At 65.3% G+C, this 26,280-nt stretch carries 29 protein-coding genes; 8 read left to right on the top strand and 21 right to left on the bottom strand.

Features of this window, described 5'->3' with window-relative positions; all coding sequences use genetic code 11:
• Window positions 1-32: 32 nt before the first annotated feature.
• Window positions 33-1,133, bottom strand: a complete 1,101-nt coding sequence (locus AC5ZFO_RS40665; RefSeq protein ID WP_282523178.1) for a DUF2778 domain-containing protein — start codon at window positions 1,131-1,133, stop codon at window positions 33-35.
• A gap of 669 nt (window positions 1,134-1,802) precedes the next feature.
• Between AC5ZFO_RS40665 and AC5ZFO_RS40660 the strand changes: the two genes are divergently transcribed.
• Window positions 1,803-2,327 carry a FecR domain-containing protein gene (locus tag AC5ZFO_RS40660; RefSeq protein ID WP_282523177.1) on the top strand — a complete coding sequence of 175 codons (525 nt, stop codon included), beginning with the start codon at window positions 1,803-1,805 and terminating at the stop codon, window positions 2,325-2,327.
• A gap of 75 nt (window positions 2,328-2,402) precedes the next feature.
• The gene (locus AC5ZFO_RS40655) at window positions 2,403-4,289 is read left to right on the top strand and encodes a CHASE2 domain-containing protein (protein ID WP_282523176.1); all 1,887 of its coding nucleotides are present in this window, start codon (window positions 2,403-2,405) and stop codon (window positions 4,287-4,289) included.
• Between the two features lie 13 nt (window positions 4,290-4,302).
• Here AC5ZFO_RS40655 and AC5ZFO_RS40650 read toward each other — a convergent pair whose 3' ends face one another.
• From AC5ZFO_RS40650 to AC5ZFO_RS40635, 4 genes are all read right to left on the bottom strand, one after another.
• Window positions 4,303-5,805 carry a glycosyltransferase family 39 protein gene (locus AC5ZFO_RS40650; protein ID WP_496123619.1) on the bottom strand — a complete coding sequence of 501 codons (1,503 nt, stop codon included), beginning with the start codon at window positions 5,803-5,805 and terminating at the stop codon, window positions 4,303-4,305.
• Between the two features lie 6 nt (window positions 5,806-5,811).
• A complete protein-coding gene (locus AC5ZFO_RS40645; protein ID WP_282523174.1) occupies window positions 5,812-6,945 on the bottom strand; it encodes a glycosyltransferase family 2 protein in 1,134 nt (377 codons plus the stop codon).
• Between the two features lie 270 nt (window positions 6,946-7,215).
• Window positions 7,216-7,416, bottom strand: a complete 201-nt coding sequence (locus tag AC5ZFO_RS40640; RefSeq protein ID WP_282523173.1) for a hypothetical protein — start codon at window positions 7,414-7,416, stop codon at window positions 7,216-7,218.
• Between the two features lie 150 nt (window positions 7,417-7,566).
• On the bottom strand, window positions 7,567-7,950 hold the full coding sequence (locus AC5ZFO_RS40635; RefSeq protein ID WP_282523172.1) for a hypothetical protein: 384 nt from the start codon (window positions 7,948-7,950) through the stop codon (window positions 7,567-7,569).
• A gap of 100 nt (window positions 7,951-8,050) precedes the next feature.
• Between AC5ZFO_RS40635 and AC5ZFO_RS40630 the strand changes: the two genes are divergently transcribed.
• On the top strand, window positions 8,051-8,887 hold the full coding sequence (locus tag AC5ZFO_RS40630) for a DUF72 domain-containing protein (protein WP_282523171.1): 837 nt from the start codon (window positions 8,051-8,053) through the stop codon (window positions 8,885-8,887).
• A 9-nt stretch (window positions 8,888-8,896) separates the two neighbouring features.
• Window positions 8,897-9,358 (top strand): DUF488 domain-containing protein, encoded by a 462-nt coding sequence (locus tag AC5ZFO_RS40625; RefSeq protein WP_282523170.1) that lies wholly within the window; start codon window positions 8,897-8,899, stop codon window positions 9,356-9,358.
• Window positions 9,359-9,420: 62 nt separating this feature from the next.
• Here AC5ZFO_RS40625 and AC5ZFO_RS40620 read toward each other — a convergent pair whose 3' ends face one another.
• The 10 genes from AC5ZFO_RS40620 to AC5ZFO_RS40575 form a co-directional block, all read right to left on the bottom strand.
• On the bottom strand, window positions 9,421-10,335 hold the full coding sequence (locus tag AC5ZFO_RS40620) for a PhzF family phenazine biosynthesis protein (protein WP_282523169.1): 915 nt from the start codon (window positions 10,333-10,335) through the stop codon (window positions 9,421-9,423).
• A gap of 124 nt (window positions 10,336-10,459) precedes the next feature.
• Window positions 10,460-11,359: an amidohydrolase family protein gene (locus AC5ZFO_RS40615; protein ID WP_282523168.1), complete on the bottom strand. Its 900-nt coding sequence runs from the start codon at window positions 11,357-11,359 to the stop codon at window positions 10,460-10,462.
• 22 nt (window positions 11,360-11,381) lie between these two features.
• Window positions 11,382-12,623, bottom strand: a complete 1,242-nt coding sequence (locus AC5ZFO_RS40610) for an MFS transporter (protein ID WP_282523167.1) — start codon at window positions 12,621-12,623, stop codon at window positions 11,382-11,384.
• Between the two features lie 49 nt (window positions 12,624-12,672).
• Window positions 12,673-13,404, bottom strand: coding sequence for a GntR family transcriptional regulator (locus AC5ZFO_RS40605; RefSeq protein WP_282523166.1), 732 nt, complete (start codon window positions 13,402-13,404; stop codon window positions 12,673-12,675).
• A 119-nt stretch (window positions 13,405-13,523) separates the two neighbouring features.
• Entirely contained in the window at window positions 13,524-13,721 is a 198-nt protein-coding gene (locus tag AC5ZFO_RS40600; protein ID WP_282523165.1) for a hypothetical protein, read from the bottom strand.
• Between the two features lie 111 nt (window positions 13,722-13,832).
• On the bottom strand, window positions 13,833-15,140 hold the full coding sequence (locus AC5ZFO_RS40595) for an adenylate/guanylate cyclase domain-containing protein (protein ID WP_282523164.1): 1,308 nt from the start codon (window positions 15,138-15,140) through the stop codon (window positions 13,833-13,835).
• 29 nt (window positions 15,141-15,169) lie between these two features.
• The gene (locus AC5ZFO_RS40590; RefSeq protein ID WP_208087581.1) at window positions 15,170-16,333 is read right to left on the bottom strand and encodes an ABC transporter permease; all 1,164 of its coding nucleotides are present in this window, start codon (window positions 16,331-16,333) and stop codon (window positions 15,170-15,172) included.
• A complete protein-coding gene (locus AC5ZFO_RS40585; protein WP_282523163.1) occupies window positions 16,330-17,262 on the bottom strand; it encodes an ABC transporter ATP-binding protein in 933 nt (310 codons plus the stop codon). Before AC5ZFO_RS40585 ends, AC5ZFO_RS40590 begins: the two co-directional genes overlap by 4 nt.
• Complete coding sequence (locus AC5ZFO_RS40580) at window positions 17,259-18,047, bottom strand: HlyD family secretion protein (protein ID WP_282523162.1); 789 nt, start codon at window positions 18,045-18,047, stop codon at window positions 17,259-17,261. Before AC5ZFO_RS40580 ends, AC5ZFO_RS40585 begins: the two co-directional genes overlap by 4 nt.
• Window positions 18,044-18,733, bottom strand: a complete 690-nt coding sequence (locus tag AC5ZFO_RS40575; RefSeq protein ID WP_282523161.1) for a TetR/AcrR family transcriptional regulator — start codon at window positions 18,731-18,733, stop codon at window positions 18,044-18,046. Before AC5ZFO_RS40575 ends, AC5ZFO_RS40580 begins: the two co-directional genes overlap by 4 nt.
• 109 nt (window positions 18,734-18,842) lie before the next feature.
• Between AC5ZFO_RS40575 and AC5ZFO_RS40570 the strand changes: the two genes are divergently transcribed.
• From AC5ZFO_RS40570 to AC5ZFO_RS40560, 3 genes are read left to right on the top strand one after another with little or no spacing between them, the layout of a single operon-like run.
• Window positions 18,843-19,178: an ArsR/SmtB family transcription factor gene (locus AC5ZFO_RS40570; RefSeq protein ID WP_007611986.1), complete on the top strand. Its 336-nt coding sequence runs from the start codon at window positions 18,843-18,845 to the stop codon at window positions 19,176-19,178.
• Window positions 19,175-19,648, top strand: coding sequence for an SRPBCC family protein (locus tag AC5ZFO_RS40565; RefSeq protein WP_282523160.1), 474 nt, complete (start codon window positions 19,175-19,177; stop codon window positions 19,646-19,648). Before AC5ZFO_RS40570 ends, AC5ZFO_RS40565 begins: the two co-directional genes overlap by 4 nt.
• A gap of 15 nt (window positions 19,649-19,663) precedes the next feature.
• On the top strand, window positions 19,664-20,077 hold the full coding sequence (locus tag AC5ZFO_RS40560) for a GFA family protein (RefSeq protein WP_282523159.1): 414 nt from the start codon (window positions 19,664-19,666) through the stop codon (window positions 20,075-20,077).
• 73 nt (window positions 20,078-20,150) lie between these two features.
• On the opposite strand, the gene AC5ZFO_RS40555 is transcribed toward AC5ZFO_RS40560, so the two are convergent.
• The gene (locus tag AC5ZFO_RS40555; protein ID WP_282523158.1) at window positions 20,151-20,540 is read right to left on the bottom strand and encodes a DUF4189 domain-containing protein; all 390 of its coding nucleotides are present in this window, start codon (window positions 20,538-20,540) and stop codon (window positions 20,151-20,153) included.
• Between the two features lie 185 nt (window positions 20,541-20,725).
• Between AC5ZFO_RS40555 and AC5ZFO_RS40550 the strand changes: the two genes are divergently transcribed.
• Window positions 20,726-21,217: an avidin/streptavidin family protein gene (locus tag AC5ZFO_RS40550; protein WP_282523157.1), complete on the top strand. Its 492-nt coding sequence runs from the start codon at window positions 20,726-20,728 to the stop codon at window positions 21,215-21,217.
• A 174-nt stretch (window positions 21,218-21,391) separates the two neighbouring features.
• On the opposite strand, the gene AC5ZFO_RS40545 is transcribed toward AC5ZFO_RS40550, so the two are convergent.
• From AC5ZFO_RS40545 to AC5ZFO_RS40525, 5 genes are all read right to left on the bottom strand, one after another.
• Window positions 21,392-22,996, bottom strand: coding sequence for an NTP transferase domain-containing protein (locus AC5ZFO_RS40545; protein WP_282523156.1), 1,605 nt, complete (start codon window positions 22,994-22,996; stop codon window positions 21,392-21,394).
• The gene (locus AC5ZFO_RS40540) at window positions 22,993-23,694 is read right to left on the bottom strand and encodes an XdhC family protein (protein ID WP_282523155.1); all 702 of its coding nucleotides are present in this window, start codon (window positions 23,692-23,694) and stop codon (window positions 22,993-22,995) included. The genes AC5ZFO_RS40545 and AC5ZFO_RS40540 overlap by 4 nt, the downstream gene beginning before the upstream one ends.
• Before the next feature lie 2 nt (window positions 23,695-23,696).
• Window positions 23,697-24,020 (bottom strand): XdhC family protein, encoded by a 324-nt coding sequence (locus AC5ZFO_RS40535; RefSeq protein WP_007602422.1) that lies wholly within the window; start codon window positions 24,018-24,020, stop codon window positions 23,697-23,699.
• A gap of 11 nt (window positions 24,021-24,031) precedes the next feature.
• Entirely contained in the window at window positions 24,032-25,234 is a 1,203-nt protein-coding gene (locus AC5ZFO_RS40530) for a vWA domain-containing protein (RefSeq protein WP_282523154.1), read from the bottom strand.
• Between the two features lie 129 nt (window positions 25,235-25,363).
• On the bottom strand, window positions 25,364-26,272 hold the full coding sequence (locus AC5ZFO_RS40525; RefSeq protein ID WP_028158471.1) for an AAA family ATPase: 909 nt from the start codon (window positions 26,270-26,272) through the stop codon (window positions 25,364-25,366).
• Window positions 26,273-26,280: the final 8 nt, after the last annotated feature.

Raw genomic sequence — 26,280 nt, 5'->3', positions numbered from 1 at the left:
GGCCCTTTGAGATCATCGCGAATTGACTGAGCTTACTCGACCCGCGACAGCACCGCGAGCTTGCGGATGCCCTTGTTACGGTAGGCGTCGAGGAACGCGTAATAGTCCTTGAACGACACGCAGCCGTTGGAATCGCCGTTCGGCCCGAGCATGAAGGTGTGGGCGAGCAGGCCGTCGCGGCCGTAGATCGCGCTCTCGCCGCCGATCGGGGTCAGGCGCAGCGCCGGCACGCCATGGAACAGCGCTTCGCGCGGCTTCAGCGTGTAGATGTGCGGCGGCGTCACGCCGCGCATGCGGACGCGCGAGGAGCGCGGATCGTCGAGATTGGAGCCGAGGCCGGAATGTGCCTCGAGCTTGGTGCCGTCGGGCAGATAAACCATCTTGGCGGTAATGTCGTAGACCGCCGTGTCGCGCTCATAGGGCGCCGAACCGCCGAGCATGGGGTTCTGCTCCCTCGGCGCGATGGACGCGGTCACGCTGGCATCGGCCGAGGCATAGGCCAGCAGCCCGCCGGACGGCTCGCGCTTGCCCCAGAGCTTCTCGACCATCGACTGGCGCGGACCGGTGATCGACATCACCGCGGCCTTGGCGCGATCGGCAAACGATTTCGGCTTCGCCTCGGGCGCCTGCACGATCTCGGCCGGGTCGGCCGAAGCCAGTTGCATCTGCGCATCCGGTGCGCGCTTGGCCTTGTCCGCGCCCTTATCAGCGACCTTGGCCGCCGGCTTCAGCGCTTCCGCGACCTTCGCGATCACGCTCTGCTTGGGGGCATCCTTCAACGTTTCCTTGGACGTTTCCTTGGCGACGGCGACCTGGGTTGCGGGCGCGACGCTCGCCGCGTTCGACACAACGCCCTGGGTCGCGGCCGCGGCAAAGCGCTCGTTGAACATCTCGCGCGAGATCGGAGCTGCGACCTGGAGCCGGTCCGGCAGCAGCGCAAAGGTGTCCCGGATGGCCTCGCCAGCCTCACGCAGCACCACCCTGGGCGCGCGCTTGATCACGGGCTCGTCGTAGCCAAGGCTGCCGACGATCGGATAGACGCTGGCGCCGAAGACGTTGCTGTAGATGGTCCAGCCGGCGCCCATCACGACGCAGCCGATCGCCGCGGCGCCAAGCCAATTGGTCGCAGTCATTTTCCGGGAAGACTTCCGAAGAGAGTTCTTGGACTTCCGTGCCGCGTTACTCTGCGCAGCGATACTCGTACTCATTCGCCTTGCGTCCAGGACGGTGTCACTCAGTCCCCCTTCGAAGTGCCGCTGGTCACGATCCGGGAACAGCATCTCGCAGGAGGTCGGAGCGTCATTAAGGCGACTTTTAGTTAAATGCTGATTAAGTTCGGGCAGATGTGAGGCACCGCGTCAACGCTGTCCCATTTCGAGAAAAAAGCCCGCACAACTACGGACTTAGCAGCGTCTGTTAACTATAATTCTCGGCCGGGTCAGCACGTTGGACGGGCGTCACAAGCCACGTCTCTAAGGCCACCCAACCAAGTCGTTTTCGTGGTCTTCAATACCCGGACAATAGCGGGGAAGCGTTGCGCGGAGCTGGTGCGCGCTGCGCCCTTTCCTCTTCGGTCGCGGCGCGGGCGTCAGCAGAACGGCAGCAGCTCACACAGATCACACATCCCGCGGAGAGCGCTCACGCGGCACGGCGCCCTGACTGAAAGTTGATCGCGTCGGACTGGAAAAGACCGCACCGAGGAAATAGCTCCGAGAGCGGCACTTTTCAGCAGCCTCTGCGTGTGATACGGTACCGTATCAACATCGCCTTGAACTGTGCCGAGCACGCAAACGGAGGCTGGCATGAGAGGGTTCGCGCGCGCAGGGTTTTTCGCTCTGGCGGGGTCGTTTCTTTTGATTGGATCTGCGATTGCACAGCCGGCTGCCAATGTCGGCTGCACGCCATCGCCATCGGCTGCGGGCACGCAAGTCTGGCGCTGCGACAACGGCATCACCATCGTTGCGGAAAACGGCGCCAGATTTGAACTTAAGGACGCCAACCGCGACGGACATATTGACTCCGTGGAGTTGAGCAGCAAGGCGCTGCTGATCGAGGTGCCCAAGAAGCCCGGCGGCAATCCCTTCAAGGTGCTGACGCCGCAGGCGATCGCCGCAGTGCGCGGGACCAAATGGGCCGTCGATGTCGCTGAGGCCAAGACCGCGGTCTTCGTTGCCGACGGCCGTGTCGGTGTGAGCCGCAGGGCTCGTGGACGCGGCGTCGTGCTCGGACCGGGCCAAGGCGTCGATGTCGAGGCAACCGGTCCGTTGACAGTCAAGACATGGGGCCAGCCGCGCGTCGACGCGCTGATGGCAAGACTGGGTCAATAAGACTGGGTCAATAAGGCCTGGACAATTAAGGCCCGCGCAGCAACGCCCGGGCGACAAAGAAGATTGCAGCACGTAATGACTAGACGCGTTCAGATCCTGGTGGCACTCTTCCTCACCGCGCTGTGGGGTGCCGGCATCTATGCCGGCCACGCCAACGGTCATCTGCGCTTTCTCGATCGGCTCGAGGCGACGCTGACGGATTGGCGGACCCAGGTCCGCGGCGTGCAGGCTCCGCCCGATCTCGTCACCATCGTCGCCATCGACGACACCGTCGTGAAGCGCGGCGGCAGCTATCCGCTGCCGCGCGCCGATCTCGCGCGCGTCGTCGACACCATCGTGCAGTTCAAGCCGAAGGTCGTCGCGATCGACCTGCTGCTGGTCGACCGCAGCGCGGCGATCGGCGACGCGACGCTGGCCAACACGCTCGCCACCGGTCCCATGGTGCTCGCCGCCGCGGCGATCTTCCCGACCGCCAGCGAGACCGTAGAGCCGGGCACCCAAGGTCCCCTCGCCGCGCTGCCACAGGCCGAGCGCTTCCTGCTGCCGCTGCCCGCCTTCGCCGATCATGCCGAGGTCGGAGTCGTCAACGTCGCGACGGGCCAATCGGGCTCGCCGCTTTCGGTGCCGATGTTGTTCCGGACCAGCGACAAGGTCGAGCTGTCGTTTCCCTTGCGCGTCGCGACGCGCGCGCTCGACAAGCCGCTGACGATCGCGCCCGATCACCTCATGCTCGGCGACCGCGCGGTGCCGACCGACTCCGACTTCGCGCTGCCGATCACCTATTACGGCCCGCGCCGCACCATCCGCACCGTCAGCGCGCAGAGCATTTTCGACGGCACGCTCAATCGCGCGGCGATCGAGAACCGCATCGTCGTGATCGGCGCCTCGGTCGCCGGCGGCGGCGACTTTTATCCGACACCGTTCGATTCCCTGATGCCCGGCGTCGAGGTGGTCTCGACCGCGATCACCCATCTCGTCGCCGGCGACGGCATCGTGCGCGACCGCAAGGTCCACATCGCCGACGCGCTCACCGCGATCCTGCTGCCGATGCTGCTGGTGGGCCTGCTCGCCTGGCGGCGCAGCGCGCCCGGCATCATCGCCGCAGCCGCGGTGATGATCGCCTGGGCCGGTCTCAACCTGTTCGCCTTCACCCACGGCGTCTGGCTGAACGCTGCGACCACGCTCGCCGCGGCAGTGCCGCCGGTGATGGTCTTTGCCGGCGTGCAATTGTGGGCGGGAGGCCGCCGCACTCAATATCTCGCCGCCAAGAGCCGGTCGCTCGCGCAATTCCAGGCACCGGCGGTGCAGGAATGGCTGGCGCGCGATCCCAATTTCCTGTCCAAGCCCGTCCGGCAGGACGCAGCGGTCGTCTTCATCGATCTCTCCGGTTTCACGACGCTCAGCGAGCGGATCGATCCGGACGAGCTGCAGCATCTGCTGAGGGCATTTCACGCGCTGATCGACAAGGCCTCGGTCGATTCCGGCGGCATGATCACCGGATTTCTCGGCGACGGCGCCATGATCCTGTTCGGCCTGCCCGGCGCGATGCCCGACGACGCCGCGCGCGCGCTGCAATGTTCGATCGACCTGTATCGCAGCGTCGATCGCTGGATCGCTTCGCTGCCGCCCGCCACCCGCGGCCAGCTTGGTTTCAAGATCGGCGCGCATTACGGCCCGATCGTCGCATCCCGTCTCGGCGAAAGCCACCAGCACATCACCGCGACCGGCGACACGGTCAACGTCGCGAACCGCTTGATGGAGGTTGCCGCCCATAACTGTGCGCGGCTGGCGCTCACCGATACGCTGCTGGATTCGGCCGACCTCCACGGCGCTCCCGACGGCATTCTGTCAGGTCCCCTGCTCACCCAGGTCCGCGGCCGCTCCGGCGTCGTGACCGTCTGGTTCTGGCGCGACCAGAACGGGCCGGGTCAGGCCGCCACCAGGGCCGAGATGATCGACTGAATTTTGGGGCCGCCTACCGCGCTTCCGGCGGCGGCGAGCGGTCGAGCACGTCGCCCTTGGCGCCTTCGAGCAGATCAATGCCGTAGGTCTCGACCACGAGCGGCCCGCGCTTGCGCTGCAATTGCGCAATTTGCGTCACCTTCGCGAAGAGCTCGTCGAGGGCGGGATGGCCGTCCGGGCGCAGCTCGTCGACAGAGATCAGCTTGCCGGCAAGCAGCTTTGGATCGGGCTCGGGCATGTTGACCCAGCGGATGCGCTGGTTCTGCTGCAGCACGCAGGTGCCGCGCGGCAAGTAAAAGGCGAGCCAGCCCGTGGTGCCGTAGTCCTGCGCGAGCACGCAGGTCGCGCCACTGCGCGCGCGCGCCGCTTCGATCTCGGCGGCGAGCTCGCGCCAGCCGACGCCGACGCTGCGCACCGTCGCGTCGCGGCGATACCCCGACAGCCAGCCGGTGTTGGCCTGCACGATCAGCGCCGCAAACATCACGATGCCCACGGGCGCGGCCCAGCGCAGGCAGAAATCCGCGAGGCGGCGCGCGCGTGGTTGCCACTGCACGAGATTGGCAGCAGCGGCCGCGGCAACGATGAAGGGCGGATAGACCGGCGCGAACCAGTTGGCCTCGACGCGGGCATGCAGCGAATGCCAGACGAAATAGGCGACGATGGTCCAGAACAGCGTCTCGATCAGCATTCGCGAGGCCAGCGCGCCGGCCCGGCGCCAGGTCAGCGCGTGCAGGCCCATCGCGCCGAGGATGAAGACCAGCGGCGTTGCGAAGGCGATCTGGGTCGGGATCAGCTCGGCGATGAAGACGGGACGGAAGTCCTCGATCTTCGCCCGCCCAAGCTGCTTTACGAACGAGACCCATTGATGATCCGCATTCCACAGGATCACCGGTGAGAACAGCGCGAACGCAACGAGACCGCCGAGATAGGGCCAGGGCGAGAGGAACCAGCGCCGCAGTTTCGGCACGGAACCGAGCCAGATCAGGATCGCGGCGCCAAAGAACATCGCGGTGTATTTCGACAGCAGCGCCGCGCCGACCGCCGCGCCGACAGCGAGCCACCAGACGCCGCGGCCGGTCTCCAGCACCTTGGCGAGGAAGAACAGCACAAAGCTGGAGGCGACCAGCAGCGGCGCATCGGGCGTCACGATCAGCGTGCCGATCGAGGCCATCATGGTCACGTTGAGCAGGATGGCGCTGGTCGCAGCCACCCGCGCGCCGCCGAACAGGATGGCGGCGGAACGGTAGATCGCGTAGCTCATCGGCAGCGCGAGCAGGATCGAGAATACGCGGACGCCGAACTCGGTGTCGCCGGCGATCATGGTGCCGGCGCGGATCACATAGGCGACCATCGGCGGGTGGTCGTAATACCCTCCGGCGACGTTCTTCGACCACATCCAGTAATAGGCTTCGTCGAAGGTGATCGGCGTGAACGCTGCCGCAACCAGCCGCAAGCCGACCAGCGCAACGATCACCAGCGCGGTATTACGGACAATCCGCGCGTCAGCCCCGCCCATGTCGAGCTATTTCTTGCGCCAGACGAACAGTCCGGACATCGCGTAGTTCCACACCACGCCCATCAGCGCACCGGCCATGCCGGCCAGCCACCAGATCGGCTCCTGGTCATAGACCGAGAAGGCGACGCCGACATTGGCGAGCAGGCCGACGCTGCACACGATGTAGAAGGCGATCAGGCCGCGCAGCAGCGCAAAGCCCTTGAGCCGCTGGTCGCGATAGGTGAGGAAGTTGTTGAGGGCGAAGTTGCTGGTCATGGCGACGACGGCGCCTGCGGCCTGCGCCTCCGCGAACGGCGCCTTGAACAGCTGAAGGGCGATGAACAGCGTCGTCAGATGCACCACGAGGCCGATGCCCCCGACCATCGCAAACAGGATGAAGCGCAGCGAGACGGCATCGTTGGTGAACTTGGCCAGCACCAGGCCGAGAAAATCCAGCGCGACCATGGAATCGAGCTTGCTCTCGCCGTGCTGGCGCTCACCGAACGTGTAGGGAATTTCAACGGCTCGCAAGCTACCGTTCGCGCTCGCGACGAGGTCGAGCAGGATCTTGAAGCCGTGCACCGACAGCTTCGGCGCGAGCTCCTCGAAACGGTCGCGGCGAACCATGAAGAAGCCGCTCATGGGATCGGCGATCTCGACCCGCAGCGCCTTCCTGGCGAGTTCGGTCGCAAGCGCGCTGGCGCCAGCGCGCTGCTTGTTGAAGCCTTCGCTCTTGTAGCCCTCGATATAGCGGCTGCCGACGACGAGATCGGCCTGGTCGCTTGCGAGCAGCAACAGCATCTTCGGCAGTTGTGTCTCGTCGTGCTGGAGGTCGGCATCGATCACGGCCACATAGGGCGCGCTCGAGGCCAGGATGCCCTCGATGCAGGCGCCCGACAGACCGCGGCGGCCGATGCGGCGGACACAGCGCACGCGGTTGTCGCGCTGCGCCAGCGCGCGCACGACGTCCCAGGTCCCGTCAGGAGAATTATCGTCGACGAACACGACTTCCCAGGCGACGTTGACGAGCGTCGCCTCCAGCCGCCGGTACAGCACCGTGACGTTGTCGCGCTCGTTGAACGTCGGGACGATGACCGACAGTTCCGGTGCCTCGTGAGCCTGCGGGGGAGTGCCGGAGCCCGGTCTGATCGCTTCATTCATGACGGGAGCGTATATCCGCCGCGTCCTGCGCTGCCAAGACGTTGCGCTGCCAAGATCTACGGAGCCGGGGGTCTGTGGGGAAAGGCCCAAAAAGGGCCCAAAAATGCCAACGACCCCGGAACGGCGGACCGCGCGTACATCCGGCGCAAGTCCAAGCTATTCCAAGGTCGTTCCAGCGCCGGAGGTTTCACTCAACGTCGCCGTTACAGGCTAGATAGGAACGGCAAGACCGCTTCGCAAGGGGGCATAGCGGCCCTTTTTCAGATCCTGCTAGTTCGGGACTTCCTTGATTACCGGCCCGCGCGGCGCGGGCGCGGCCGGGACAGCGGGCGCTGCCGACGGAGCCGACTCGGCCTTTGCCGGCCTGGGCGGCTTGCCGTACTGGCCGATCGGCCCCAATACGACGGCGACCGCAAGCACGACCGCCGCGACGATCGCGCCCAGAATGCCACCCACCGACTCAGACGACATGGAAGCCCATCCCTGTTCCCGATGCCTCCAGTGATACCATGGATGCGCGCGGAGCTGGAAGGGCTGCCGAAGGGGCGAATAGCGAATGGTGAGTAGCGAATGAGCCAACACGGGCTTCCGCCCTACTCGCTACTCGCCACTCACCATTCCCTACTTCGCCGGCGGCCTGTGCTTGACGAAGGCCGTCACGATGTCCTTCTGCGCCGACTCGACCGCCCTGTTCGCGGTGGCGAGATGGGCGCCGGCATCGATGTTCGGATATTGCGTGGTGAGATAGTCGAGCAACGCCACCCGGTAATATTGCCGCTCGGACGGACAGGCGCCCGCGACCGAGCGGCCGAAATCCTGTTCCGATAGTCCCTGATTGGAGTCGCGCGAATATTCCCGCGCCAGGCAATGCCAATAATCGTCGCGGCCCTGCATGGCGAGCTTCTGCGCACCCTTGGCATCGTCGTCATCGTCCGCCATTGCAGAACAAGTCATGGCAGCAGATGTCATCATGACGAGCGCCGCTCCCACCATCAGCATCCGCATTCTTGTTCTCCTTTTGCGCGGGTCCGGCTGCGAGCTTAGACGGGACGGCGCAACTGGCCAATCACATCTGGTTTGATTAGGATGAGGTCCCTCCCCGTCGATGCGAGACCCTCCCGTGGCCAAAGCAAAAACCGCGTCCAAAAAATCCGGCAACATCTTCATCGGCGTCGGCGGCTGGACCTTCGAGCCCTGGCGCGGCGTGTTCTACCCGGAGAAGCTCACGCAGGCCAAGGAATTGTCCTATGCCGCCTCGAAGCTGACCTCGATCGAGATCAACGGCACCTATTACGGCTCGCAGAAGCCGGAGAGCTTTCGCAAATGGGCCAGCGAAGTGCCCGATGGTTTCGTGTTCTCGGTGAAGGGACCGCGCTTCGCCACCAACCGCCGCGTGCTCGCCGAGGCCGGCGATTCCATCAAGCGGTTCTATGATTCCGGCGTACTGGAACTCGGCGACCATCTCGGGCCGGCGCTGTGGCAGTTCGCGCCGACGAAAAAGTTCGACGGCGCCGATTTCGGCAAGTTCCTGGAGCTGCTGCCGCGCAAGCTCGAGGGGCGCGCGCTGCGCCATGTCGTCGAGGTCCGCCACGACAGCTTTTGCGCGCCGGACTTCGTCGCGCTGATCCGCGAGTTCGAGACGCCCGTCGTGTTCGCCGAGCACGGCAAATACCCGGCGATCGCCGACGTCGCCGGCGATTTCGTCTATGCACGGCTCCAGAAGGGCAATGACGAGATCAAGACCTGCTATCCGCCGAAACAGCTCGATGCCTGGGCCAAGCGCTTTCAGGACTGGGCCGAGGGGAGTGAACCCGACGATTTGCCGAAGGTCGACAAGGCCAAGCCGAAGAAAGAGCCGCGCGACGTGTTCGCCTATGTCATCCACGAGGGCAAGGTGCGCGCACCGGCCGGCGCCATGGAACTGATCGCGCGGGTGAGCTGAGGATGGTTCATGGCAAAGGCGAAAAAGCTCTTCACCATCGGTTATGAACAGACGCCGCCCAAGGCGGTGCTCGACGAGCTGGAAAAGGCCGGTGTCAGGCTCGTGGTCGATGTGCGGGCGGTGACCTCTTCGCGCCGGCCCGGCTTTTCGAAGAAGCAATTGTCCGCGGGGCTCGATGAGCGCGGGATCGCCTATGTCCATCTCGCCGCGCTCGGCACGCCGAAGGAAGGCCGCCTCGCCGCGCGCAGCGGCCAATACGATGTGCTGGAGAAGATCTATTCAAAGCACCTGAAGACGCCGCAGGCCAGGGAAGAGATGGACGAGCTCTCGGCGCTGGTGATGAAGGCCGGACCGGTCTGCCTGCTCTGCTACGAGCGCGATCACACCCATTGCCACCGCCAGATGATCGCGGAGATCATCGAGGAGCGCGATGGCGTGGCGGTGACGAATTTGGCGGGACGGCAGGTATAGCCGGCTCCGCCGTCATTCCGAGTTCGCGCTACGCTCGCCCCGGAATGACGAGTGCAGAGACCTCAGCCCTCACCTGCCAGCTCGAACGTCCCTTCCATCATCTGCACGCAATGGCCGCCGACATAGGCATCGAGAAGGGCGCCGCCCTCCTTTTCCACTGTCGTCCGCAGGATGCTCGGCCGGCCCATGTCAAACCCCTGGCCGATAGTGAGCTTCAGCTCGCCGTCGCGAAGCGGATCGAGCGTCGCAAGCAGCGCGGCGGCGGCGACCGTTGCGCTGCCGGTGGCGGGATCCTCGGCGAAACCGCTGGCGCCGCGCATGAACATCCGCGCCTGGAGGTCGCAAGGCGCCTGCGCCGCCGGGATATCGCGCGTGTAGAAATAGATCGAGAACGCGCCGTCGCGCGGCAGTGTCCGGCCGAACGCCGCAGCGTCGGGCGTCGCCCGCCGTAGCGCGTCGCGCGAATGCAATTCCGCGACAACGAACGGCGTGCCGACGCCGACGACCTCCGGCACATGACGATCGGTCCTGATGTCGTCCGCGGTCAATGACAGGCACGCGGCGACCTCGGCGGCGGACAGCTTTGCAAGACGCGCCAGCGGCTGCGGCGCAGTCAGCTCGGCGCCGACGACCTTGCCCTGCTCCCGCCAGATCTCGACCGGCACGATTCCGGCCTTCTCCTCGAACAACAATCGCGGCCAGGGCTCATTGCTGCGCCGGGCCAGCACGAAAGCGGTGCCGACATTGGGATGACCCGCGAAGGGAAGCTCCCTCACCGGCGTGAAGATGCGGACCTCTGCGTCGTGACCGGGATTGCGCGGCGGCAGCACGAAGGTCGTCTCGGAATAGTTGAACTCGGTCGCGATCGCCTGCATCTGCTGCGTCGTGAGCCCGCCGGCATCGAGCACCACGGCGAGCTGGTTGCCGCCGAAGGCGCGGTCGGTGAACACGTCGACGGTGATGTAGCGGCGCTGCATCGCTCATTTCCTCTTCACCCAAATCGCAGCCGCGCTCGGCTGCATCGCCGGCACTCTACAAGCCGGCGGCATCGCCCGTCATGCCCCAAAATTGAGTGCAATCGGAGCAATCGCGGAAGACGATTCAGAAGCGGAAGAGTGAACGTGGCGATGCGAGCACTTGCGCACGCTCGGCTGGATCGGTGATCAGCGTGTCGAGAAACCGGCGGTTCCTCTCATAGCTCTGCGACGCCTCGAACTGCGTGTGCGGCCAGTCGCTACCCCACAGCAGACGATCAAGACCGTAAGCACTACACAGCAGCGGATAGGCTTCCTTCGCAAAGCTCTCGCCGGCCGCACCGTTGCGATACGGCGCCGAGATCTTCACCCAGACGTTCTTCGTCGCCCCTAACTTCAGCACCGACTGGAAGCCGGGATCGGCGACGCCGAGTTTCGGATCCGGCAACGCATAGTGATCGAGCACGACGGTGACACCATGATCGAGCAGCTGCGGCGCCAGCAGTGCGAGGTCGGACGCGTTGCGCTGGAGCTCGACTTGCCAGCCCATCGATTTCACGTTTCCGAGCAGCGCCTTCCATTCGCCGGCAGCGAGATCGGGCAAGGACTGGCCGACGAGATTGAGACGGATGCCGACGACGCCGGCGCGATCGAGCGCGCGCAGTTCGTCCGCGGTCACGGAAGGATCGACCACCGCGATCCCACGCAGGCGCCCGCCGGCCGTCTTCAGGCCCTCGACCAGATAGGAATTGTCGGTGCCGAGAAAGCTCGGCTGCACCAGCACGCCGTTGCTCATGCCATTGCGGTCGAGCTGCTCCAGATACAGCGCCAGCGGCGCATCATAATCGGGGGCATAGCGCCGGCCGGGCGCGAGCTTGAGGCCGCGGTGGAAGACATGGGCATGGGTATCGATCGTCGGCAAGCTCGTCTCACTCTTCGCTCGGCTCGCGGCGGCCGTGGCCGACACGAGGGATACAAGGCCTGTGCCGAATTGGCGGCGCGTCAGGCCGCGTTCGCGGGACATCATGGTGACTGCTCTCCATCCGGCGTCAGGCGCGCGTCGCGGCGGCTTGTTCAAAAACCTTGCCGCGGGTTTCGGGCAGCAGCACCACCGCGATCAGCACCAGCGAATAGGCGAAGGCCGCATCGATGCCGATCGCCGGTCCGAGCCCGATATGGTCGCTGAGATAGCCCACGAGGAAGGGGAACGCGGCGGAGACGATGCGGCCGAAATTGTAGCAGAAGCCGACACCGGTGCCGCGCACGCCGGCCGGATAGAGTTCGCTGAACAGCGCCGCCATGCTGGCGGGAATGCCGGCGGAGAAGAAGCCGAGCGGAAAGCCGAGCACCAGCATCTCGCCATTGGTCAGCGGCGCGAAGATGTAGATCAGCACGGTGACGATGCAGGCGCTGGCGAAGAAGGCGACATTGGCCCTGCGGCCGATACGGTCGCTGATGATGCCGCTCGCGACGCAGCCGCAGAAGAAGGCGACGATGATCACGGCAAGGTAGCCGCTGGAGCCCAGCACCGACAACTGCCGCACTTCGCGCAAGTAAGTCGGCAGGAAGGTGGTGAGCGCGGCGTAGCCGCCGTGGGCGCCGATGCCAAACAGGCCTCCGATCAGCGTCGAGCGCAGCACGTCGCGATGGAAGATGCCCGAGAGCGTGGCGAAGAACGGCGTCTTGTCGGCAGCGACCGCGCGCGGCGGCTCCTTTAGGCCGCGACGGATGAAGATGATGAGAAGCGCGGGCAACAGTCCCAGCGCAAACAGCAGCCGCCAGGCGATGTCGGCGGGTGCATAAGTGAAGACGAGGGCCGAGAGTAGCACGGCTGCGCCCCACCCCACGGCCCAGGCGCTCTGCACCGAGCCCAGCGCCTTACCGCGATGCTCGGGGCGGATGATCTCGGCCATCAGCACCGCGCCGCAAGCCCATTCGGCCCCGAAACCGAGGCCCTGGATCGCCTTGAGCGCCAGGAGCTGGGTGTAGGTTGTTGCGAACGCGCAGGCGAAGGTCGCGAGCGCAAAGGTCGCAACAGTAATCTGAAGCGCTTTGACGCGACCAAAACGGTCGCCGAGCGCGCCACCGATCCAGCCGCCGAACGCGCCGAAGAACAGCGTGACCGAGCCGAGCAGGCCCGCATCGGCCTTGCTGATGCCGAAGGCCGCGATCAGCGCGGGGATGGCGAGGCCGAACATCTGGACGTCGAGCGCATCCAGCGCCCAGCCGCCAAAGCTTGCCCAGAACGTGCGCCGCTCCAGCGGCGAGCTTTCGCTGTACCAGTTTGACATTTTTCCTACCCTGTACTCGTTATTGCTTGATGTCGTTGAAACGTCGCTCTCACCTGATCTCGGCGTGGTAGCGGAACCGGTCGGCCGGCCCCCGCGACCTGCGCCATTCGATCGGCCGCCGCTCCAGGTCGAGCGCGAGGCGCTCGATCACGATCAATGGTGCGTGCGCTTCGAGGCGCAGCAGGCGCGCCTGCATCTCGTTGGCGGTTTCGACCGTCAGGATTTCCTCGGCGGACACCACCACCTCCCCGCAGCGCTCCTCGTAGAGCGGATAAAGCAGGTCGCCGAATTCGGCGGTGTCGATCTCCAGGATCGGCGCGAAGCGCGATTGCTGGAGCCAGATTTCTTCGGCGAGCAGCGGCACATCGTCGATCAGGCGCAGACGCGACAGGCTGATCACGGGCTCGCCGACAGGGATGCGCAGCGCCGACGCAACGGCAGAATTCGCCGCAACGCTCCTGCGCCGGATGATGCGGCTCTTCGGCACGCGCCGCTCGCCGCTCTCGGACTGGAAGCGGAAAAAGCGGAACAGCGAGGAGTTGAAGCGCGCCCGGCGCACGAAGGTGCCGCGACCCTGCTGGCGCTCCAGCACGGCATCCGCAACGAGCTGATCGATCGCTTTGCGCACGGTGCCGATCGCAACGCCGTAATGCGCCGCGAGTTCGGCCTCCGACGGGATCGGCTCGCCCGGCCGCCATTCATTGCGGTTGATCCGCGCGGCGAGGTCGTCGCGCAGACGCTGGTAGCGTGGCAGGCGGTCGTCGTGCGGAGCTGCATTCATATAGTCATATAGATGACTATATGAAGTGGGAGTCAAGCACTACCACGGTACCGCAATTGCGAGAGCGGCGACGCGAGGTCGGGCCGGCGGATGTTGCCAACCCGACCCCGCCTTGCGCGTTAGTTCGCGGCCTTCGGCGTGCAGGGCGGCTGCTTGTAGGGCGCTGAAGCAAACGCGCCCTCTGCTGGCGCCCTCACACAATCCGCCGCCGCCTGAGGCGGAGCGCGCCGCGGGGCGACGTCGCGGGCGGCTGCGGCCTGGGTTTGATAGACGGCGGCGGCGATCAGGGCGGCCGAGACAAGGGTCAATCGGGTCATGGGTTCTCTCCGCGTGGCAATCGGAAGCCGAGAGTTTTCGGCGTCCTGACAACACGAGCGGAAATCGCCGTGAGATATTTCATCACGCGCCTTCAACGAAACGCGAGCACCTCACCCCAGTTGAAACACCGCTACCTTGTGCTCGTAGCCGCGAACCGCGACCTCGCCGAGCGCGACGGCGTCCTCACCGTCGTCGCCGAGCGCCTCGCGGACGGACTCGGAGATCAGGAGCTGCGAGCCGAGCTCCTTGTTGAGTGCCTCCAGCCGCGAGGCGAAGTTCACGGTGTCGCCGATCACCGTATACTCCTTGCGTCGGGGCGAGCCGATATTGCCGGCAACGACCTCGCCGAAATGGATGCCGATGCCGATCCGCAGCGGCCAGCTCGTTTGCGCGTTGATACGGTCCATCGCGGCCAGCATCTCGCGGCCCGCGGCAACCGCGCGGTGCGCGGCGTCGGAGGCCTCCAGCGGCGCGCCGAACAGGGCGAGGAAGCCATCGCCCAAAAACTTGTTCACGATGCCGCCCTGGCGATCGAGGATGTCGACCAGCACGGCGAACGCGCCGTCGAGCCGGTCAACCACCTCCTGCGGGGTGCGCAACCGCGCGCCGGCAGTGAAGCCGCGGAAATCGACGAACATCACCGCGACGCGGCGAAGGTCGCCGCCCGCGCTGGGTCCCGCCGCCATCAGCCGCTCCACCACCTGCGGCGAGACGTGCTGGCCGAACAGGTTGGTGACGCGATCACGCGCGGTGGCGGCCGCGATGCTCGCGGCAAATTGCCGCCGCAGCCGCGCGCCGACGGAGCCGGCGAGCACGCCGCAGATCAGGATGATGGTGCTGCGCACGGCGTGAAAGTAGATCAGCGGTTCGCCAGCGTCGCTGGTCGAATTGTAGTACAGCGCGACGGCCAGGAGTTCGGCTGCGGCCACAAATCCCGTGAAGGTGGACAGCCAGAAATCGAGCCGCAGCGTCGAAAGAATGATGAAGATGAAATAGGCCAGTGGCAGCACGAAACCGAGCGCCGGTCCAGCGCCCATGCTGCGAATCTGGAGGATCAGGATGATCGTCGGCAGCGACGTTTCGATGAGGGCGCCGATGTATCGCCTGATCACCGGCAGATCGCGATCGAGCTTGAGGTTTCGCCTGATCTGTCTGTGGACCCAGACCTCGAAGAGGATGAAGCCCGCCAAGAGGATGTATTCCCGAACCAGGCCCGCCGACCCGCGCCAGATCCGGTTCACGATGGCAGGGTCGATCAGGTAGGTTGCGGTGAGGAACAGGATCATGACGCAGCCCGTCGTGATCAGCGCCCTCACCCGCAACAGCTCGGTGCGCAGCACTTCCCGCATCAGCTCGCGCTCGAACTCCTCCGACATCACGGCATGCTGCCGGGTCTTCCTGCTGGCAAACCTGACCATTCGGCCCCTCGATTCCGGGGCATCTTGCCTCAATCCAGCGTGCGGCGGAAGCGCGTCACCGCGATGGTCATGGCGACCAGCATCAGGATCGCCAGCGCCAGCGCGTCGAAGCGCAAATTCTGCATGGTCGCGCCCTTCAGCATGATGGCGCGGACGATCCGCAAGTAGTGGGTCAGCGGCAGGCATTCACCGAGATATTGCGCCCAGACCGGCATGCCGGCGAACGGGAACATGAATCCGGAGAGCAGAATGCTCGGCAGGAAGAACATCATGGCCATCTGCATGGCCTGGAGCTGGTTCTGCACCACCGTCGAGATGGTGTAGCCGATCGACAGATTTGTCGCGATGAACAAGGTCGACAGCAGCGCGAGCAGGAACAGATTGCCGAGCAAGGGCACGCCGAACAAGCCGACACCGATGCCGATGATGAGGAAGGCCTGAAGGAAGCCAACCAGCACATAAGGAACGATCTTGCCGAACATCACCTCGACCGGCTTGATCGGCATCGACAGCAGGCTCTCCATGGTGCCCCGCTCGACCTCGCGGGTGACCGAGAGCGCGGTGAAGATCAGCATGGTCATGGTGAGGATGGTGCCGACGAGGCCCGGCACGATATTGAGGCTGGACGACGCGGCCGGATTGTAGCGCGCATGCGCGCGGATCTCGAACGGCATCTCGGGCGGATTGCCGATATAGAGATCGTGTGCAAGCGCGGTCTGCACGACCATGCCGAGCGAGCCGAGCGCAGCGCTGGCCGCAACGGGATCGGTGGCGTCGGCCGCAACCAGCAGCGCCGGCCTGTCGCCGCGCCGCACCGCCCGCTCGAAGCCGCGCGGAATCTCGACACCGAACAGCACCTTGCCCGACTTCAGGAGGTTGTCGAAATCGTCGACGTCGTGCACCTCGTAGATGAAGCGGAAATAGGCGGTGTTCTCCAGCGCCTTCAGCACCGAGCGGGCAAGATCCGAATCCTCCTGGAGCAGCACCGCGCTCGGCAGATTGTGCGGCGTGGTGTTGATGGCGTAGCCGAACAGCAGAAGCTGCATCACCGGCAGCATCACGATCATCGCGAACGAGACGCGGTCGCGCTTGAGCTGAATGAACTCCTTGACCAGCATCGCATAGGAGCGCTTCCAGAAGCCGAAGCGCTCGCGGATCTCGTGCGCGGGTGCGGGGTGATCGGCGGCGCTCATTGGAAATTATCCCTGGAACGGCTCATCAATTCGATGAACACGTCTTCGAGCGAGGGCGATGATTCGTGCCAGTGCAGGCCGCCCTTCTCGCGCCACGGCGCGATGCTGGCCTCGAGCGCGGCGACGTCGCGCCCGGAAACGTGCAGCGAGGTGCCGAACGGTGCCACCATGTCCACGCCGGGCTTGCCGGTGAGCGCGGCCGTGAGCCCGTTGAGTTCCTCGCCCGTCACGGTGTAGGTCGTCAGGGCGGACTTCGCGATCACTTCCTCCACCGTGCCGTGCGCCAGGAGATGGCCGTAGGCGATGTAGGCGATCTCGTGGCAGCGTTCGGCCTCGTCCATGTAGTGGGTCGAGACCAGGACGGTGAGGCCGTCGGCCGCGAGCGCATGGATCTCGTTCCAGAAATCGCGCCGCGCCTTGGGATCGACGCCGGCGGTCGGCTCGTCCAGCAGCAACAGTTTCGGACTGGGCAGCGTGCAGGCCCCGAGCGCGAGCCGCTGCTTCCAGCCGCCGGAGAGCTCGCCCGCGAGCTGCTCCTCGCGCCCCGACAGCCCGAGCCGCTTGATCATGTCGCGCGCGGCACCGCGTGCGTCAGCGAGGCCATAGAGCCGCGCGACGAATTCGAGGTTCTCGCGAACCGAGAGGTCCTGGTACAGGCTGAAGCGCTGGGTCATGTAGCCGACCTGGCGCTTGATCTTTTCGGCATCGCGCCGGATGTCGTAGCCGAGGCAGGTGCCCTCGCCGCTGTCGGGCGTGAGCAGGCCGCAGAGGATGCGGATGGTGGTGGTCTTGCCCGAGCCGTTCGGCCCGAGGAAGCCGTAGATCGAGCCGCGCTTCACCTGCATCGACAGATCGTGCACGACCTCGCGGCCGCCGAACGACTTGGTCAGGCCCTTGACGTCGATCGCGATGCCGTTGCCGCCGTTCATCGCTTGTCCGCCACCGGCGTTTTTGGATGGAGATAGACGTCGATCGGCTGTCCGACCCGCAGGGCATCGGGCCGCGAGGGCCGCGCCTGGATCAAATAGACCAGCTTGTTGCGCTCATCGAGGCTGTAGATGACGGGCGGAGTGTATTCGGCCGAGGTCGCGATGAAATAGATCTTTGCGGTGAGATCGGCCGCGCAATTGTCGCATGAGATGCGCACCGTGTCGCCGATCGCAAGCTTCGGCAGCTCGGTCTCGGGCACGAAGAAGCGCAGCTTCATGTTGCCGGGCGGCATGATCGAGAGCACCGGCCGCTGCGCCGCCACCATCTCGCCCTCGCGGAAATAGATCTGCTGGATAGTGCCGGCAACGGGCGCAAAGCCCCTGCGCCGCGCCATTCGCGTCTCCGACGTCGCAACCCTTGCTTCGGCAACACGCAAGGACGACACCGCGGAATCGAGATTGGCCTGCGTACCGGAGCCGGTTTTGTTCAGCGAGGCCGCGCGATCATAGGTCTGCTGCGCATTGGCCAGTGTCGCCTTGTTCTGATTGAGGTCGGCAAGCTGGAGATCGTCGTCGACGGAATAGAGGGCATCGCCGACCTTCACCTCGTCACCCTCGCGGACATTGAGCTTCGTCACCCGGCCCGCTTCGTCCGGGCTGACGAAGATCATGTCGGCCTCGACCCAACCCTGAAATCCGGGATCGCGCTTGTCCTTGCAACCGGCAAGGCCGGTTGCAAGGACGGCGGCCAATGCAAATGCAAAAAATGCTCGTGACGACCTCATGTCGTCCTCCGTTCGCCAAAAATCAGATCGAGATGGACGCGCAGCATGTCCTGGGCGTCGAGCGGCGCGTGCCGTGCAAACAGGCTCTGCCAGATCACCGCGATCATCGCGGGGGCGACCAGGATCTGCGGATAACGCGCGAGGTTCTTCTCGCGGATCTCGCCGCGGGCAATGCCGAGCTCGATCAGCGCGCGCATACCGGCGATCCCGCGCGAGACCACCTCTCGGTAGTAAAAATCGGCGACGGACGGAAAGCGCGGCCCTTCCGCCACGATCAATCGCACGAGATCGCCTCGCCTCGTGCCGATGACTTCCCTGAGGAAATTGCCGGCGAAGGCCTCGACGAGATCGCGCACCGAGCCCGTCGGCGGCGGCAGCGCATTCAGCTTCGCCACGACCGGCACGATCACAGTGCGCACCAGCTCCTCGAACATCGATTCCTTGTCCTTGAAGTGCAGGTAGATCGTGCCCTTGGCCACGCCTGCCCGCCTGGCGATGTCGTCGAGCCGCGTCGCGGCAAAGCCACGCGCGATGAACTCCTCCATCGCCGCTTCCACGATGGCCGACCGACGCTCGGCCGCACGCGTGGCACGGTTCGACGCGGGCGCGGCGTCGGCGGGCGCACGGCCCTTCGCATCGGCGCGAGCTGCGGTTGGCGTCGCTGCTTTGGTTGGCTCCTTTGTCATGCTCCATTTATGACTGACTGGTCAGTCATAGTCAAGATACCGATCCAGCCCTATACGAGCTAACAAATTAGCGTTGACTAATGCATTAGCGCCTGCTAATCGAATGCTCATGATCGAAGCCGCCCCAAATCCCGTCACCACCGTGATGCGCGCCCTCGCCGATCCGACGCGCCGTGCCGTGTTCGAGCGAGTGTTCGAGAGCAAGGAGATCAGCGTCGCCGAGCTCACCCGCGGCAGCGGCGTAACGCAGGGCGCGATCTCGCAGCACCTGAAGTCGCTGAAGCAGGCCGGCCTCGTCGCCGAGCGCGCCGAGGGCCGCAACGTCTATTACCGCGCCGCGCCGCAAGGACTCGAGCCGCTGGTCAGCTGGATGGACCATTACGGCGTGTTCTGGCGCGAGCGCTTCCAGAACCTGCGTGACCTCTTGAAGGAGATCGATCCGTGAGTGCAGCCGAGTTCAAAGCCGAGACAAAAGACGTCGTTCAAGACATTGTTTTGGAGGAGGTCTTCCCTCACGCGCCCGAGACGATCTGGAAGACGCTGACCAGCGCCCAGTTGATCGCGCGCTGGCTGATGCAGCCGACCGGCTTCGAAGCCATCGAGGGTAAGGCCTTCACGTTCCAGACCACGCCGGGCGGCAACTGGGACGGCGTCATCCATTGCCGGGTTCTCGAAGTGATACCGAACCGGCGCCTCGTCTATGCCTGGAAGGGCGGCGACGAACGCAACACCGGCTACGGCGCGCCGCTCGACACCGTCGTGACGTGGTCCCTCACCCCCATCGAAGCCGGCACGCGGATCCGCCTGGTGCATGCGGGCTTCGTCATGCCGATGAACGAGTCGGCCTACACGGTCATGAGCGGCGGCTGGAAGAAGGTCGTCCGCCAGCTCGACGAGATCAGTGGCGAGAAGTGAGTGGGAGATCTTTCGATGACCAAGCCTTTTACCGGCGGCTGCGCCTGCGGCGCGATCCGCTATTCGATTCTGGGTGAGCCGCTGTTCAGCAATCACTGCCAGTGCCGGGACTGCCAGCGCGAAAGCGGCAGCGGCCACGGCTCGTACATGACCTTCGCGCGCGAAGCTGTCACGCTGACCGGCGAGGCGAAGCATTGGGACATGGTCGGCGACAGCGGCAACGTGAAGACGCGCGGTTTCTGCACGCAGTGCGGCTTGCCGGTCTACATGACCTTCGCCGCAATGCCCGACATCTTCACCATCCGCGCCGCAAGCCTCGACGAGCCCGCCCGCTACAAGCCGCAGGTGGTCACCTATGCCGCACGCGGACATGATTGGGATCGTCTCGATCCCGACCTGCCGAAATTCGCGGGCATGCCGCCGGGATGAGGCGGCTGAATTTTGAATGCTCCGGTCCGCGCATCACTCGGTACCCGTTGCATCGTCAATGACAGCAGGAAGATTATCCCTTGGCGTCGCAGGCCCAGGCGCGGATCACGCATTCCTTGCCGCCGTATTTGTAGCACTCGCGCGTGGCGGCATTGAGCGAGGCCGATATCTTCGGCTTCACGGCATAGCCATAGGCGCCGCAAGGGTTGGACATATCGACCGACATCGCGGCGCAGGCGCGCTTCATCGTCACCGTCGTGCAATCGCCCTTGCACTGCTTCTGAGCGGCGGCACGGGCCTCGTGCTCGGCGCCGTAATCAAAAGCCTGGCCATAGGCCCCGCACTTGCCGACCGCAAACGCACCGGCAGCATGCGCATCCGTGATGTAGCGCGCGCCGGCGACACAAACCGACAGCGCAAAGAAAAACATCGCGCAACGGCGCGCGACGACGTTCGAAGCCATGGAAAAACCCCTCCCCCCAAGGCAGGTGGAGAGGACTCTACGCGCGGGACCGTTTCCACTTGGTGAACGAGTGGTTGAGAATCCTGATGGACGAATGAGCGGCGCAATACATCTTTTAGTTGCAATTTTCCAGCGCTTCATTTAAAGTAGTTGAAGCTCCAAGCAAAGAGCCGGAGGAAACAACCATGCGTCACATCAACGGAATGCTCTTGGCGATGATTGCGTCGGCGTCCCTGATCGGCCCCCTGCCCGCATATGCGCAATCGGTGAACTGGACCTGGACCAACCAGTATGGCTCGACCCTGGCCATCACCAGCTTCAACTCGAACACAGGTGCCATCACGGGGACCTATACCAACAACGCCGCTAACAGTTGCGACGAGGGCAAGCCGCAAGGTGTGGCGGGTTGGCTGGCCTACGGCAACACGGGCACTGCGATCAGTTTCTCGGTGAATTTCCTCGGCTGCGGATCGACCACCGTCTGGACCGGACAGCTCAATAACTCGTCTGGATTCCAGGGACTGTGGTATCTGTCCCTCGGCGAGGCCGTCGCATGGAACGGCATCAGCGCGGGCGCCGACACTTTTACGTTCTCGAGCGGCGACAAGGCCCTGCTGACGAAGAGCGGCGTCGATCTGAAGGCCGCCAGCGAGAAGCTGTCGAATACCAAGAAGTAGGCGAGCGACGAACGTAGTGCGTAGGGTGGAATAGCTCGCCGCTGCGCGAAGCGCAGTCCGCACGGCGTAATCCATCACCTTCGTCCGGCAAACGCGGAAACATGGTGGGTTACGCCCGGCGCCTGCGCTTCGCGCAGCCGCAAGGCTAACCCACCCTACGGCATCACGGCACAGTCATCCCCGTCGCGCCGCTTCCAGCGCCTGCGGCGTGTCGATGTCGAGGAAGGCGCTCTCGCCATCCACGGGGACTTCGGCCACCGCTTCGGTGTGCTTGGCGATCAGATGGCGCGCGCCGACGTCGCCGTCGAGCGTCATCAACTCCTTGAAGAAACGGCGCGACCACAGCACGGGATTGCCGCGGCGGCCCTCGCTGACGGGCACGACGATGAGGTTGCCACGGTCCGGCGCAAAGCCGTCGATGAGGCGATCGATCAGGCCGGCATCGATCAGCGGCATGTCGCCGAGACAAACCACGGCGCCGTCGCAGGCCTCAGGTACCGCCGCGATGCCGGCCTTGACCGAGCTCGCAATGCCGCCGACGAAATCCGGGTTGCGGACGAATTTCACCTTCAAGCCTTGCAGCGCCTGCTCGACCAGCTCGGTCTGATGGCCGGTGACGACGATCACCTCGGAGGCCCTGGAGGCCAGCGCCTGCTCGGTCGCGATCCGCACCAGCTTCTTGCCGTCGAGCTCAGCGAGCAGCTTGTTCGGTCCGCCCATCCGGGTCGAACGGCCCGCCGCGAGCACGATGGCCGCGACCCGGCTGTTGCCCTCGATCGCGGGTTCTGCGCGCGGCTGCGGCCGCGTGACGATCTCCATCAGGAGGCCGCCGACGCCCATGCCCATCAACTCGGAACGCGTCACTTTGATGCCGGCGAGCAGCCGCATCAGCACCCAGTCGAAACCGTTCTCGACCGGCGAGCGTGCGCAGCCCGGCGCGCCCAGCACCGGCACCCCGCCGGCCCGCGCGATCAGCAGCAGATTGCCGGGATCGACCGGCATGCCGAAATGCTCGATCTCGCCGCCGATCCCGGTGACGGCCGCCGGAATCACGTCGCGGCGGTCGGCGATCGCGGACGCCCCGAACACGATGACGAGCTCGGCGCCGAGGCCGAGCAATTCCTTGATCGCGGCCGACAGCGCCCGTTCCTCATGTTGCACGCGCCGCTCGGCAATGATGCTGGCGCCGGCCGGCGCGAGCCGCTCGGCGGTGACGCGCAGCGTCTTGTCGATCACCTTCGACGAGAGGCCCGGCAGCAGCGTCGACACCACGCCGACGCGCTTGATGACGTAGGGCGCGATCTTCAGCGCGTCCCTGCCCGCCTCCTTCACCGCGGCATCGCGCAAATTGCCTTCGACGCCGAACGGGATGATCTTGACGGTGCCGACCATCTCGCCCTCGACCACCGGCTTGTAGGCGGAGAGCGTCGCAAAGGTGATGGCCTCGTCGATGTTGTTGATGCGGTCGACCGCGGCGCGGTCGATCACCAGCACGCCCGGGCTTGCGGCGAACAGATTGGCGCGGCCGGTGAAGGCGCGCTCGACATGAATGCCCTCGCCGCCGACCGCCAGCGCGATGCTGGCGGCGGCGACGTCCTCGGAGACGTCGCCCTCCTCCATGCGCACCACCACGACGTCCTTGATGCCGGCGCGCGTCAGCGCCTCGACCTCGGCCGGGCCGATCGTCGTACCTTTCTTCAGCACCAGCGGACCCTGGCGCAGGGTGTGGACGGTCACCCCGCCGATCGCATCCTTGGGGCTCGCCGGTCCGAACTTCATGCCGCTTCTTCTTTTTCTTTTGGTGGCAGGCGGAGCACCGCCGTGATCTCGGCCATGATCGACACCGCGATCTCGGACGGCGAGACCGCGCCGATCGCAAGCCCAATGGGCGCGTGGATGCGCGCGATGTCGCTGTCCTTCGCGCCCTGCGCGCGCAGCCGGTCGCCGCGCTTGGCATGCGTCTTCCGCGAGCCGAGCGCGCCGATATAGAAGCAGTTGCGCTCGAAGGCGTGCAGCAGCGCGGGATCGTCGATCTTCGGATCGTGCGTCACCGCGACGAAAGCCGTGTAGGCATCGACATTGAGCGGCGGCAGCGCCGTGTCGGGCCATTCGGCGACCAGGGGAATGTCAGGGAAGCGCTCCGCGCTCGCAAACGCCGTGCGGGGATCGACCACGGTGACGTCATAGCCGAGCGAGCGCGCCAACGGCGCCAAGGCCTGGCTGATATGGACCGCGCCGACGATGACGAGCTTTGCGGTCGGAGCATAGACGTTGAGGAACAGCTTTTTGCCGCCGGCTTCGACACTGGCGCTCTTGCCCATGCGAAGCTGCTTGTCCAGTTCGGCACGTAGCGGGTCTTTTGCAAAATCCGCAGCCTTCACCAGGCGCTGCTCGCCGCTCTCGGTGTCGGTCACCAGGATCACCGGCCGGCGCGCGGCGCGCTCGGCATTGAGTTCGTGCAGGATTGCGAGCTTCACGGCTAGCCGACCTTCTCGACGAAGACGCGGATGGTGCCGCCGCAGGACAGCCCGACATTCCAGGCCGTCTCATCGGCAACGCCGAACTCCAGCATCCTGGGCTTGCCACTCTGGATCACGTCCATGGCCTCGGTGACCACGGCGCCCTCGACGCAGCCGCCGGAGACCGACCCCAGAAACGTGCCCTCATCGTTGATGACGAGGCTCGAGCCCGCCGGGCGCGGCGCCGAGCCCCAGGTCTCGACAACGGTGGCCAGCGCGACGCCGCGGCCGGCCTTCTGCCAATCCTCCGCCGCCTTCAGAATATCCTCGTCGCGATCGAGCATGGCTTAACCTCTCAAGCTGCGGAACGGATCAGGCTGCGGTGATGCGGCGGCAGCGGCCGGGAGAGCGTCGTGATCAGCTCCTGGATCGAACTCAAATTATGTACCGGGCGGAATTCGTCAACGTGCGGAAGCATCATTTTGATGCCCTGCGCCTTGGCCTCGAAGCCGCCGAACCGCAGAAGCGGGTTGAGCCAGATCAGTCGCCGGCAGGACCGGTGCAGCCGGTCCATCTCGAAGGCGAGCCTGGAATCGGCCTCCCGCTCCAACCCGTCGGAGATCAGCAGCACGATGGCGCCCTGGCTCAGCACGCGCCGTGCCCACAATTTGTTGAAGTTGTGCAGCGAGGCCGAAATCCGGGTGCCGCCGGCCCAGTCCTCGACCGAGGCCGAGCAGCTCGCCAGCGCCTCATCCGGGTCGCGCTGGCGCAGCGCCCGGGTGACGTTGGTCAGCCGGGTGCCGAACAGGAACACCGAGACGCGCTTTCGCGCGTCCCCGATGGCATGCAGGAAATGCAGGAACAGGCGGGTGTACTCGCTCATCGAACCCGAGATATCGAGCAGGGCTACGATCGGCGCCGGCTTCTCGATGCGCCCGAGGCGATGGATGTCGATGATGTCACCGCCGGTACGCAAGGACGCACGCAGCGTACGGCGCAAATCGAGACGAAGCCCGCGAGCATCGGGCCGGTGCCGGCGCGTCAGAAGCTCGGCCTGCGGCAGCCGCATCCGCTCGACGGCGCGGAGCGCTTCGGTGATCTCAGCCGCGCTCATCTGCGCAAAATCCTTCTTCTGAAGGATCTCCTTGTCGGAGACCGACAGGCGCAAATCCTGCTCCTGGTGCTGCGGCGTCTCCGTCATCCGCGGCTGCGACATCGCCTCCTGCACGCGGCGGGAGCCGGCCTGCGGCTTCTTCTTGGCCTGCTCCGGCAACGGCACCGAATCCAGCATGTGCTTCCACTCTTCCGAGGCCCGGAAGAACAGGTTGAAGGCCTGCCTGAAGATCAGCGCATGCTCGTGGCGCTTGACGAAGATCGCCTCCAGTGTGGTGAAGACGTCGGCGCGGTTGCCGATGTCGATCACCTGGAGCGCGCTCATGGCATCGATGACGGCGCCCGGCCCGACCGGCATGCTGGCTGCACGCAACGCGCGGGCGAAGCCGACGATGTTGTCGGCGAACTGCTCGGTCTGGTCGGGCGCAAGGTGGTTGATAGTCATGGGTCCACACTCTCAGCCGTCATTCCGGGGCGCGACGAAGTCGCGAGCCCGGAATCCATTCATCCACTAACTCTGCGGCCCGATGGATTCCGGGCTCGCGCTGACGCGCGCCCCGGAATGACGGGAAAATCAATTCTCGCTCGTCGCTTCCTTCAGGACCTTCTGCAAGGTATCGCCCTGCATCCGGGTGATATCGTCCTGGTACTTGAGCAGCGCCCCCAGCGTGTCGCCGACCACTTGCGGAGTCAGCGAGCGGGCGTCGAGCTCCGACAGCGCGGTGGCCCAGTCGATGGTCTCGGCGACGCCAGGCGACTTGTAGAAATCCTGGTTGCGCAGCGCCTGGACGAAACGCACGACCTGCTGCGACAGCTTCGCCGAGATGCCGGGCACGCGCGTCTTGACGATCGCGAGCTCGCGCTCGGCTTCGGGATAGTCGACCCAGTGATAGAGACAGCGCCGCTTCAGCGCATCGTGGATCTCGCGGGTGCGGTTGGAGGTGATGATGACGATCGGCGGATGCGGCGCCTTCACGGTGCCGAACTCAGGGATGGTCACCTGGAAGTCGCTGAGGATTTCGAGCAGGTACGCCTCGAACGCCTCGTCGGCGCGGTCGAGCTCGTCGATCAGCAGCACTGGCGGTCCCGCAACGTCGGGCTCCAGCGCCTGGAGCAACGGCCGCTTGATCATGTAGCGGTCGGCGAAGATGTCGGACGAGAGTTGATCGCGGTCGGTGTCGCCGGCGGCTTCCGCCATTCGGATCGCGATCATCTGCGCGGCGCTGTTCCACTCGTAGACCGCGGACGACACGTCGAGGCCCTCGTAGCACTGCAGGCGGATCAGCTTCCGTCCCAGCGCCGCCGACAGCACCTTTGCGATCTCGGTCTTGCCGACGCCGGCTTCGCCCTCAAGGAACAGCGGCCGGCCCATGCGTAGCGACAGATAGGTCACCGTCGCCAGCGATCGCTCCGCGAGATAACCGCGCGAAGTCAAAAGTTCGAGCATCGCATCGACCGATGCCGGCATGGCCGTGAGAGTCATGAAAAAGC

This window comes from Bradyrhizobium sp. Unk1, from assembly GCF_059512345.1.
This window is presented reverse-complemented; position numbering and strand designations above follow the sequence as displayed.